At 43.1% G+C, this 9,693-nt stretch carries 10 protein-coding genes; all 10 read right to left on the reverse strand.

All coding sequences use genetic code 11. The annotated features are described in order from the left end of the window. Positions 1-810 (reverse strand): ComEC/Rec2 family competence protein (locus ACH2DQ_RS23615; protein WP_395028550.1); only part of this gene is annotated, 810 nt, incomplete at its 3' end. Next, positions 807-1,877, reverse strand: a complete 1,071-nt coding sequence (locus ACH2DQ_RS23620) for a GerMN domain-containing protein (protein ID WP_394915647.1) — start codon at positions 1,875-1,877, stop codon at positions 807-809. The genes ACH2DQ_RS23620 and ACH2DQ_RS23615, both read right to left, overlap by 4 nt. A 14-nt stretch (positions 1,878-1,891) precedes the next feature. Next, on the reverse strand, positions 1,892-3,322 hold the full coding sequence (locus ACH2DQ_RS23625) for a sensor histidine kinase (RefSeq protein WP_394915680.1): 1,431 nt from the start codon (positions 3,320-3,322) through the stop codon (positions 1,892-1,894). 60 nt (positions 3,323-3,382) lie between these two features. Beyond that, entirely contained in the window at positions 3,383-4,072 is a 690-nt protein-coding gene (locus ACH2DQ_RS23630; protein WP_394915646.1) for a response regulator transcription factor, read from the reverse strand. Between the two features lie 15 nt (positions 4,073-4,087). Next, positions 4,088-4,714 carry a helix-hairpin-helix domain-containing protein gene (locus ACH2DQ_RS23635; protein WP_394915645.1) on the reverse strand — a complete coding sequence of 209 codons (627 nt, stop codon included), beginning with the start codon at positions 4,712-4,714 and terminating at the stop codon, positions 4,088-4,090. Positions 4,715-4,844: 130 nt separating this feature from the next. Beyond that, complete coding sequence (locus tag ACH2DQ_RS23640; RefSeq protein ID WP_394915644.1) at positions 4,845-5,273, reverse strand: DMT family transporter; 429 nt, start codon at positions 5,271-5,273, stop codon at positions 4,845-4,847. 88 nt (positions 5,274-5,361) lie between these two features. Next, the gene (locus ACH2DQ_RS23645; RefSeq protein ID WP_394915643.1) at positions 5,362-5,784 is read right to left on the reverse strand and encodes a potassium channel family protein; all 423 of its coding nucleotides are present in this window, start codon (positions 5,782-5,784) and stop codon (positions 5,362-5,364) included. Between the two features lie 155 nt (positions 5,785-5,939). After that, positions 5,940-6,635: a D-lyxose/D-mannose family sugar isomerase gene (locus ACH2DQ_RS23650; protein ID WP_394915642.1), complete on the reverse strand. Its 696-nt coding sequence runs from the start codon at positions 6,633-6,635 to the stop codon at positions 5,940-5,942. Between the two features lie 49 nt (positions 6,636-6,684). After that, positions 6,685-8,931, reverse strand: a complete 2,247-nt coding sequence (locus ACH2DQ_RS23655) for an ATP-binding cassette domain-containing protein (RefSeq protein ID WP_394915641.1) — start codon at positions 8,929-8,931, stop codon at positions 6,685-6,687. Positions 8,932-8,966: 35 nt separating this feature from the next. Continuing rightward, on the reverse strand, positions 8,967-9,693 hold a 727-nt coding region (locus tag ACH2DQ_RS23660), incomplete at its 5' end, for a sugar ABC transporter substrate-binding protein (protein WP_395028551.1).

The following is a 9,693-nucleotide window of genomic DNA, read 5'->3' on the forward strand; positions in this document are numbered from 1 at the left end:
AATATCATAAGTCCTGCCCAGTATCCCCGCCAGCAGATACACCAGAAACATGATCACTGCCCGGGTAGTGGAAACACCAAATCCGGTCATCAAACCGTAAGCTGACATGATGGCACCTGCTGCCGCCCCGGAGAGGTACCAGGATATACCCAGTTTTCGCAGCAGCTTATGTAATGCCATTCCAAGCATGGATATGTGCAGTCCGGAAATCGCCAATATATGGGCTATTCCGTTGTCCTGATATAACTTTTTCACTTCCGGATCCAGTTCCTTCTTGTCCCCCAGCAGCATTGCATCCAGAACAGAGGCATTTTCTTCATTTGCTATCTGCAGAAATGTCCATTTAAAACGCTCTCTTACATCCCACAGAAACTGCCTGATATGCCAATAAGTTCTGCCGGCATTTAGTACCTTTCCTTTATTCAGAACCATCTGAATTTCTTTGATCTCGTAGTATTTTTTCAGATCAAACTGTCCCGGATTTCCCGGCTCCTGGATTTCCTGACAGATCCCGGATACAGTTAATAAACTTCCGGCTCTATAGCTTGTGTTATCCTCAGTAAATATTAGAATTTGTTTTTGATTTGGAATTTTATAAGATTTTGATTGATAAAGAATAGAATTGTTTTTCAGATATAATTGATTCGATGTGGTGCTTTGTTCCTGTTTCACAAGCTGGCCCGTAACAGTCACTTTTTTGTCGTAAAACCGGGAGGTCCAGGATGAATCTTCATTCATCCCGTACTTCCCGCTGACCAGCAGCCAGCCGATCACCAGTAAACAAATGACACAAAGCGGTCTTCTTGTCACTTGTCACTCTCCTTTGCGGTATCCGTTTCCTGCTTCAGATCCGGATCAATTCCCATTGTCGGCTCATGGATATTGGAATCATTTTCTGTACCTGTCATATCCGTATCCGCCTGACTGTCCGAAGCCGCTTTCTCTGTTGCTGTACCCTCTACCTGCATAATAATATCTTTGCTCCGTTCAAAAGGCGCCTTAAAACTGATTTTATCTCGATACAGAACCTCTGAATTGGAGCCTATCTGCATCTGAACCTGTGATATTTTACAGGTATCGATTATTGAATTTACCATGGCATAAATAGTAACTTCTGGTGTAATTACTCGGTCTAACTGTATTTTATTAAAACTTTCATCAAAATTCACTGTACATTTTTCTTTATCCACTAATACATTTGATACTTTTGTATTTGCCGGTAAAACAGGCTGAAGTTTTGTATTCACAGGTCCTGCAATCAGCTGTTCCAAAACCACCTTTTCCAGTGTTGTATTTGTGGAATAATGAACATTGCGCATTTCTTTAACCAGCCTGGTACCATCTTCATTTGCAAAGTAAAGTGTCAAGGAGGCATATTGATAAGAATTAATTCCCTTCCCCTTTGTATCGATAAAAGTATCTGCATTCATTGGTCCTATGGGATTTCCCGTATCGTCCAGCAGATCCTGATCACCGATCTTGAATACAACTTCGTCAACACCTTCGATCTGAACCAGGGTTTTTACTACCGCCGCCCTCATGAGCACCTCGGTTACGTTGTCCATTTTTCGGTAAGCATCATCAAACGTTATCGTCAGCTGCTTTCCTTGCAGTTGGTAACCCGCTATATGAACCTCTCCCGGTATGGGACTGCTATGTTCCATTGGAGACGGGTCAGCTTTCAGCTTATCCAGCATTTCCCGGATCATCTCCTCCGGATTGGCAGAGGAAGCTTTATAATTTTCTTCCACCAGTTTTGTTCCTTCGCTGTTTGTACAGTAAATCTTCAGATTAGCCTGCTCTGTCATCTTTTTTGTACATCCCGACAAAGCCAGCAGCACTGCTGCAACCAGCAATATTTTAAAGAAATTCTTCATGTTGTATCTCCCCATTATCCTACATAATTCAAAGGAATTCTTACGGTAAATGTCGTCCCTTCTCCCTCTTTACTGTATACCTTAATCGCGCCCCGGTGCATTAGAATTGCATTTCTTGTAATGGCAAGACCAAGACCCGTTCCCCCGATTTCCCTTGAATGTGATTTATCCACCCGGTAGAATCTTTCAAAAATATGCTCCTGGGAATCTTCCGGAATACCCATACCGGAATCCTCTACTTTTACATAGAAATACTTATGATCTACATTGATGGACACATGTACCCATCCGCCTTCTTTGTTGTACTTAATGGCATTCTCTACGAGATTTGATACTGCCAGCGTCAGTTTTGTCTCGTCTACTTCAGCGGAAACAGGACGGAAGGTTTCCAATACAAGTTCGATATTGCGTTTTGCGGCAATGGGGCGGAGCCTTTTCAGTATAAGTTCTAATAGTTCATTGATATTAGTAGGCTGGATATTCAGATCAGATGCCTTTTTATCTAGCTTAACCAGCGAAAGAAGATCGTTGATGATCTTATTTTCCCGGTCAATCTCTTCTGCAATGTCTGTCATAAACTCCTTATACAGCTCATTCGGCACTTCTTCCTGCATCAAAAGGGAATCTGCCAGTACCTTCATGGAGGTAATCGGTGTCTTTAACTCATGGGAGACATTGGATACAAACTCCTGCCTGGAATCATCCAGTGCCTTCATACGTCCAAGCATTTTATTGTATGCCTCAGACAACTGCTGTGTCTCCGTGTAGTCCAAAAGCTTGATATCATCTTCCAGGAATCCTCCGGTCAGTTCTTCCAGAGACTGTGTTACCTTACCAAAGGGACGCACCAGGATCTTGGACGTATAAAAAGCGATCCCGATCACGCACAGCGCCAGCACAATCTGCAGCACAAAAACCTGTCTGCCTAATAAATCCCTGGCATCTTTTATATCCTGAGTAGGCGTACTTACAATCATTACGCCGATTAATTCTTTGGTAACTGCATCTTTTACAGGGACGGTCATTTCAATAAATTCACCGTCTTTATCATAGTGGAGGGTATCTTCTCCTTTAAAACTCTTGATCAGCTCCTCCGACACGATAAATTTTTTCTCGTCAATGCCGTATGTATCCTTAATGACCCGAAGCTGGTTGTTAACGATTACCACCCGTCCGCTGTACAGATTAGCCAGCTGTGCCAGTTCATTGTCGATGATCGGTGATGCATTCCCCTTAATATACATCGAATCACTTAACTGATCCGCTATGTTAATGCACTGGTTTTGAACCATTTTTCCCCGTTGCTGAATAGACTGGTTTTCATAGCTTTTTAAGATCCCGAATTTCAAGACCATAATCGGCAGCATTCCAACCAGACAGAAAATCACAAATATGCGCACCTGAAGACTCTTGGCATATTTTTTTATAAATTTATTGTTAAAAATCCATCGCACGTCTCATAATCCCCTCATTTTTTTAAGCCGGAACTTCTCTCCAGAGCTGCTCTAATGCTGAAAATAGTATCCAACGCCCCACTTTGTATGAACATATTTGGGTTCACTGGGATTTGTCTCAATTTTTTCACGCAGACGTCTGATATGTACATCCACTGTTCTAACATCGCCCGGATATTCATATCCCCACACGATATTCAGAAGATTTTCTCTGCTGTAAACTTTATTCGGATTAAACACAAGCAGTTCCAATACATCAAATTCTTTCGCCGTCAGGTTAATCTCTCTTCCGGCTATGCTGACCCTTCTGCCTTCGCAATCTAATACAAGGTCTCCTACTTCCACCATTTTCCCTCTGGTAGATGCCTCTGCCTTTTTCGCTGTACGTCTGATAATGGCCTTAATCCTTGCTTTTACTTCCAGAATGTTAAAGGGCTTTGTTATATAATCATCTGCACCATATTCCAGTCCCAGTATTTTATCCATATCGTCCCCCTTCGCTGTAAGCATTACAATAGGAACACTGGAAAATTCTCTCACCTGCTGGCATACCTCAAATCCATCCAGCTTTGGAAGCATGATGTCTAAAAGCATAATATCATATTCATTCTCTCTTGCAAGCCTGACCGCTTCTTCTCCGTCATAAGCACAATCCACATCCATGCCGTCCTGCTCCAGACTGAAACGAATCCCTTTTACGATTAACTTTTCATCATCAACAACTAATACTTTCTTTCCCATGCTTCATTCTCCTTATTAAACCACTATTTTATCTTTTATTTTATTAAATACTGCGTCTTTGATTCCACTGATGTTCTTGATTTCTTCTATACTTTTAAAACCACCCTGCTCTGTCCGGTATGCGATAATGTCCTTCGCTTTTGCTTCTCCAATACCGGGCAGTGTCATAAGTCCGGCCTCATCGGCTGTGTTCAAATTCACAATATTGCTATCTCTCTGTGCCTCCGGATCTGCAGCTACTTTGGCAATAGCCATAGTCTCTGCCTCCGCTGATGTATAAACTCTGATTTTCTGCCCATCACTCAGCTTTTCTGCCTGATTCAGTGAATCTTTATCTGCATCGGGAAGAAGTCCGCCGGCACGTTGTATTGCTTCATAGATTCTGGCATCCGCAGGCAGTTCATAGACTCCGGGGTTTACAACCGCCCCGCTCACATCTATAAATATTTCCGTCTTTACAAGTTCGTCCGTTTGCTGCTTATCGCTTTGGTGGATACCGGAATCCGGAATGCCTGTCTCTGTCCCTTGTGTACTGCCGGTTTCTGTCTCGATTACCAGTGGCATTTCATTCCCCTGACAACCGGTTAAATTGAGTGCCAGCAACAAAAGGCAGGCTCCCAAGCGTATTTTTCTAATATTCATATTACATAAACCCCTTTCATCATTTAGATGTCAGGCCCCCTGCGTGCACCAAAATAATTTTCCGGCACGCTCTATGCAATCTCTTATATTTTAACGAACTTTCTCCCCGATTACAATAGCTATTTTTAAATTACCACTTAAATATTACAATTCCTATGATTGCAACACCCATTCCTAAGAGTTTCCGCCACTCAAAAGGTTGCTTTTCCACACCGAAAATCCCCATTAACTCAATGATATATGCCACAATAAGCTGGGAAATTACAATGAGCATGGCTGCTTTTGCCGGTCCCAGGGAATCCATACTTTTAATAACCGTGATGGTAATAAAAGCTCCGATTACGCCTCCTAAGAGAGCAAATTTATTCGGAACCTGTAAAATCGCCCCAAAGCTTTCCCTTCCGGTAAAAAACCACGCAATCAGACAAACGATCAATGCAGAAAACTGTACGAAACTGGTTGCCACCCATAGACTGCTGTTTTTCGTTACATCCGTATTAAATACACCCTGTACGCTCATCAGGGCTCCGGATAAAAGTGCAATTAATATTCCAAACATAAAAAGAACTCCTTTTGTTTTTCTGCTTATTATGCACAAAAAGAGTTCTTTGTATGTATTTTATTATATTTCGTTGCAAGACCTTCTCTTAGGATGCGGGGTTGCAGGTCAGATGATCATATTCTTTTATGGAAAGGCTTACGGGACATATCACCTTAATTTTCATAAAATCCAGCAGGCATTGCTTTTTCATATCTTCCAGTCTTGCAAAAACGGTGTCTACACCATAGATCTGCTTAGCCATCTGCGCCACAATACAATTGATATTGTCGTCATTTGTAGCGGTAATGACCTGAATGGCATCTCCCATTCCTGCCTCTTCCAGGATATCCGGGTCCGCTGCATTTCCCATTACCTGGATTCCGTCAAAATCAGGTGGCAGTTTTCGAAATGCATCCGCATTAGGATCAATAATCACGACCTGGTCACCTCCCCTGGATAACTCAGCGGCAAGTCCTGCTCCAAAACGTCCGCATCCTGCAATTATAATATTTTTTCTCTGCTTCCACATAACCATTATCTCCTATTTTCTTTAATAGGACGATTATATCACAACTTTTCCTTCATTTTTCCGTGAAAGGGGATTTTTAAATTGGTTTTCATATAGAGCAGGGGATTTTAATCTGTTTTTTATATATGTATTCCGGGAATGTTAACTTTTATGGGTTATATCTTGTGTCTGTCCAGGTTACAATAATCATTAAAAATTAGGTATTTCGCCGGTTCGTCTTCTACTATTTCCGGTAGTCTTCCCACCGCCCTGTGAAACCGGTTGTCTACACGGTCGTCATTTACAGATGAAACCTCGAACAAGACCACGTCCCCTGTTCCGGGTATACCCTGCCAGGTATGATACTGCCCAGGCATCAGCGTTATGCTTTGTCCCGGCTTTAAGATTACATTTCCTCCTGCCGGAACAGTCATTTTCTGTCCGTCGACAGCCACCAGCACATCCGTATCAGCAAACGCTTCTGATTCATCGGAGTTATACAATTTCAGAACCAGATCCCCGCCTCCCCTGTTAATAATATCCTCCATTTTGCTCCAATGGAAATGATAAGGGAGAATTTGTCCGTCTCTTACCAGAAGCAGTTTTTCTGCATAGGGTTTGGGATAAGTTTCTTTGTCAAGAAAGCTTCCGTTTCGGAAAGTGAAGATCGTCAGCCCGATCTTTTCAAAGTCACCGCTTCCAAAATCGGTGATATCCCATCCCAGCATATTATCCATGAGTTCTCTTTCATTTTCCCCTGCCCTTTTCCATTCTTTCGGCCCCCATTTTGCAAAGGGCGGCAGCGGCAGATCTCTTTTTTCAGTAAGTGCAATGGCATATTCTATAATATTGTTCACTTCTGAGCGTTTCATATTTTTCCTCCTTATCCGGCTACTTATTCAAATCATAAAATATTATTCATCAGGATTCTGCAATCATTTTACTTCTGATCCTTTTCGAATAAGAAGAAAATGCTACGGCTGCAATCAGAACGATTCCCTTCACCAACTGCTGAACATAGTCATTAATATTTAGCATTATCATTCCCGTCCCAAGTATTCCCATTAGCAGTACACCAATAATGACCATGGACAGCTTTCCTTCTCCTCCGCTTAGGCTTACGCCTCCCAAAACAACTGCTGTAATTGCATCCATCTCATAATTGGTTCCGGCAGAAGGCTGTCCGCTGTTTGTTCTGGACAGCAGTACCAGACCTGCAGCCCCAGCCAGTAAACCGCTCATTGAATAGGCAAATAATTTAATCCTGGTCACATTGATGCCGGATAGCCTGGAAGCTTCTTCATTGCCGCCAACACCATACAGATAGCGTCCGATTGTCATTTTTTCCAGTGCATAAATGGCGATGATAAAAATAAGAATCACCAGTATTACCGGATAGGGAATTGCAGCAACCGTTCCTGTTGCAAATTTGCCGAAGGCTTTATTAAATCCAAATACCGGCAATCCTCCCGTTACAATGTATGCCAGCCCCCTGAGGGCTGTCTGAAGCCCCAGGGTGGCAATCAGCGGCGGCATCTCAAGCCTGGTTACACAAAAACCATTGATCGCACCGTAGCACACAGCAATTATTAACACAAGAATGCAGGTGAGAAAAATCGGAATCTTGTTCAGCATCAGCATGGCAGCAGTTACGCTGGATACCCCCGCTATCGATCCTACCGATAAATCAATGCCTCCTGTCAGCATGACAGTTTCCTGCTTAAATTCTGATTTTGTTAACTCTCCTGTTATGCACCCTGCTCCCATAACCAGGATCCGGTCCGACATTCCGATCAGTTCAGACATTTCCGAGCTGATCATGATAATGCTCTTGCCCTGTTCTGCCAGCCGGCACATTAAGGAATAGATCTCATATTTTGCCCCCACATCAATTCCTCTGGTGGGTTCATCAAAGATCAGCACATCACAATTGGTAGCCAGCATCTTCGCCAGCACCACCTTCTGTTGGTTCCCGCCGGATAAGTTCTTCACCAACTGATCTCTGGAAGGCGTTTTGATATTTAATTCTCTGATATATTGATCCACATATCCGGTTTCTGACTTTGCTGATATGACCATACCCCTGGAACACTTCTTCAGGATACTGTAAGACGCATTTTCTTTCACAGACAGACTCAGCACAACCCCCTGGTTCTTCCGATCCTCGGGAATCAAACCAATCCCGGCTTTTAATGCTGTCTTGGGTGAACGCGGGACATATGGTTTGTCCTTTAATTCCATGGTGCCTTCTGCTATATGGTCTGCACCGAAGATGGCTCTTGCAAGTTCTGTTCTCCCGGCACCTACCAGTCCCCCAAACCCCAGTATTTCTCCCTTTTTCAGTTCAAAAGAAATATGATTCAGGTTTTGATTTCCCAGGTGCTCCACCTTCAAAATCGCTTCTTCTGAGATGCTGCGGCGGGGCATCGGATAATCATCCGCAAGCTCCCTTCCAACCATACTGGAAATCAGCTGCTTCTGTGTGATTTCCGTGACTTTTTTAGTAGAAACATATTTACCGTCGCAGAATACTGTTACACGGTCACAGATCTGAAACACCTCTTCCAGTCTGTGTGAAATAAACACAATCGTCACCTGGTCTTTTTTCAGCTTTTCAATAATCCGGAAAAATATCTGTGTTTCGTTTACGGTTAGGGGTGCAGTAGGTTCATCCATTATAATAAATTTGGATTTTTGAGAAACCGCCTTTAAGATTTCAACTATCTGCTGATATGCAATTCCCAGGTCGCAGACCCTGGCATGGATATCGATGTCAACTCCCATTTCCCCGCACAGTTCCTGTGCTTTTTGATTCATCGCCTTTATATCACGTACACCGTGCTTCCTGATTTCCCTGCCGTAGAATATATTTTCAGCTACGGAAAGGAACGGAATCAGACTAAATTCCTGATAAATCACATTGATCCCCAATTCCATAGACTTTCTGGGAGTCAGCCGCTTATAGGATATTCCTTCAAACTCAATACTTCCGCTGCTGGGTTCATTTGCCCCGGTCAGTATCTTGATAAAGGTAGATTTTCCTGCACCGTTCTCTCCGCATATAGCGTGTACTTCTCCCCTGCCGATCTCAAAGGATATCCCATCCAGCGCCTTAACTCCAGGATAATACCTGCAAACATCACGCACCTTTAATATTGTGTTCTGCATTTCAAACCTCCTGGTTGTCCGTTTCCATACACTATTTATTTTTTATAAGTTCCGTCTAATAAATCCTTTAACGGAACCGCCACCGGTTTCAGGAAGATATCCTCCTGCTCTGTGGGTCTTCCATTCTTGACATATTCAAAAAGTTTTTCTGCACTTTCAAAGCCTGCCCCGTAGGGATTGAGGTCTACCGTTCCGCGATAGATGGTATTGTCTTCTTTCATGGCATTTAACGCCTCATCTGTTGCATCACCTGAAAATACAGCAACCGGGTCTTCTCCGGTAAATCCGGCTGCAACTAATGCCTGATATCCTCCGATGCCGCCGGAATCATTCACTGCCGCCACGATATTCAGATCCGGCGTCTGCTGCAGTACACCTTCAATAATCTTCATGCCTGCCTCCGGTGTATCCCCCGCCTGTCTCGAAACAATTTCCACATTTGGACACATCTTTTCCAGGGTTTCCTGGACACCATCGCCCCTTGGTATAACAGCTTCCACATTGTCCTGAGAGATAATTGCAACTTTTACTTTTTCCTGATCCTTAAGGTTTTCATTAATCCAGTTAGCAGCGTTTTCACCGATAATGGAGCCATATTCATATTCATCTACAATATATCTCATATCTGCATTGTCCTGGCTTTGTGCAACACAGCTGACTGCGATATTTTCATCCTTGGCTTTGTCAATGAGGGCAGCGGTCGCATTCTGGTCAATGGGTGAAATCATAATCCCATTGTAGTTATCATTGATTAAACTCTCC

The organism is Robinsoniella sp. (assembly GCF_034124845.1).

What these genes read in the sequence shown, in the direction of transcription:
- ACH2DQ_RS23620 (WP_394915647.1), bottom strand. Translation starts at nt 1,877, where the DNA reads ATGAAGAATTTCTTTAAAATATTGCTGGTTGCAGCAGTGCTGCTGGCT.
- ACH2DQ_RS23630 (WP_394915646.1), bottom strand. Translation starts at nt 4,072, where the DNA reads ATGGGAAAGAAAGTATTAGTTGTTGATGATGAAAAGTTAATCGTAAAA.
- ACH2DQ_RS23635 (WP_394915645.1), bottom strand. Translation starts at nt 4,714, where the DNA reads ATGAATATTAGAAAAATACGCTTGGGAGCCTGCCTTTTGTTGCTGGCA.
- ACH2DQ_RS23640 (WP_394915644.1), bottom strand. Translation starts at nt 5,273, where the DNA reads ATGTTTGGAATATTAATTGCACTTTTATCCGGAGCCCTGATGAGCGTA.
- ACH2DQ_RS23645 (WP_394915643.1), bottom strand. Translation starts at nt 5,784, where the DNA reads ATGTGGAAGCAGAGAAAAAATATTATAATTGCAGGATGCGGACGTTTT.
- ACH2DQ_RS23650 (WP_394915642.1), bottom strand. Translation starts at nt 6,635, where the DNA reads ATGAAACGCTCAGAAGTGAACAATATTATAGAATATGCCATTGCACTT.
- ACH2DQ_RS23655 (WP_394915641.1), bottom strand. Translation starts at nt 8,931, where the DNA reads ATGCAGAACACAATATTAAAGGTGCGTGATGTTTGCAGGTATTATCCT.